The organism is Methanoculleus sp. MH98A (genome assembly GCF_000691865.1).
Taxonomy (GTDB): domain Archaea; phylum Halobacteriota; class Methanomicrobia; order Methanomicrobiales; family Methanoculleaceae; genus Methanoculleus.
Map to the genome: position 1 here is coordinate 1 of NZ_JMIO01000173.1, position 1,235 is coordinate 1,235.

A 1,235-nucleotide genomic window follows, 5' to 3' on the forward strand; every position below is an offset into this window, starting at 1 on the left:
CAGTTTTTTATCAATAAGACCGGGCAGGATCAGCCGCTGGAGGACTACGTGCCGGCCGAGATCTTTGAAGTGGCCAGGACTGATGGGCAGCGGGCCATCCCGAAGATAGCAAAGGATCTCTCACTGATAAAAGAGATCGAGGCCATCTCCGGCAACCTGCCGACGAACCACCGTTTTGTAAATGCGGATAGCCGCGAGCTTGCATTTCTTCCCGATGAGAGTGTTCACCTGGTCGTGACGTCGCCTCCCTACTGGACTCTGAAAAAATATCCCGATAAGGACGAGCAACTCGGGCAGATTGAGGACTACGAGACCTTTTTAGAGGAACTTGACAGGGTCTGGAGGCATATCTACCGGGTTCTCGTTCCGGGGGGCCGTCTGGTCATCGTTGTCGGGGATGTCTGCCTCCCCCGGCGGGAGGCCGGGCGCCATGTTGTCATGCCCCTCCACGCGAGCATCCAGGAGCACTGCCGGAAGATTGGTTTTGACAATCTGGCGCCGATCATCTGGTACAAGATCGCCAATGCCTGCTTTGAGGCAGATTCGCCTGGGTCGTTTCTGGGTAAACCCTACGAACCCAACGGGATCGTCAAGAACGATATCGAATACATCCTATTCCAGAGAAAGCCCGGCGGGTACCGGAAGCCCTCGCTCGAGGCACGGCTGCTCTCGGTCATATCCGAGGAGAACCAGAAGGCATGGTTCCGGCAGGTCTGGGATCTCAAAGGAGCATCGACAAAAGAGCACCCTGCACCATATCCCCAGGAACTCGCCGAGAGGCTTGTGCGGATGTTTTCTTTCGTGGGCGACACCGTTCTCGACCCATTCGGTGGTACCGGGACAACTGCCCTCGCCGCAGCACGGTGGGGTCGAAACAGTATCAGCGTCGAGATAGAAGAAAAATACTTTGTCATGGAGGTTGAACGGTTTACTCATCAGGCAAAACAGTCCCGGTTGTTCTGATTGAGGTAGATTCATGGTAAGCAAGAGAATTCTCCGGAAACTTTCTCGGGAGGACTATTTTTCCAGTGCGGTGCAGTACTTCTGGGATAAGAGAGCATCACAGGCGAAAGATCAGAATGACCGTGGTGTAAGAGATCAGGGCTTTCGTTCGGAGGCGACGGGCGGAAAGCATATGGATGGATTCTTCTCGCTGATCCGAAGTCTGCTCGTGGATATCGGAGTTCCCGAGGATGATATCTGCACGCAGAAGAGATCGCTCGATCTTCCAGGAT

At 54.5% G+C, this 1,235-nt stretch carries 2 protein-coding genes; both read left to right on the plus strand.

Features of this window, described 5'->3' with window-relative positions:
* On the plus strand, positions 1-963 hold a 963-nt coding region (locus EI28_RS12385; protein WP_369792314.1), incomplete at its 5' end, for a site-specific DNA-methyltransferase.
* A gap of 13 nt (positions 964-976) precedes the next feature.
* A partial coding sequence (locus EI28_RS13705) for a PaeR7I family type II restriction endonuclease (protein WP_231476821.1) occupies positions 977-1,235 on the plus strand: 259 nt, incomplete at its 3' end.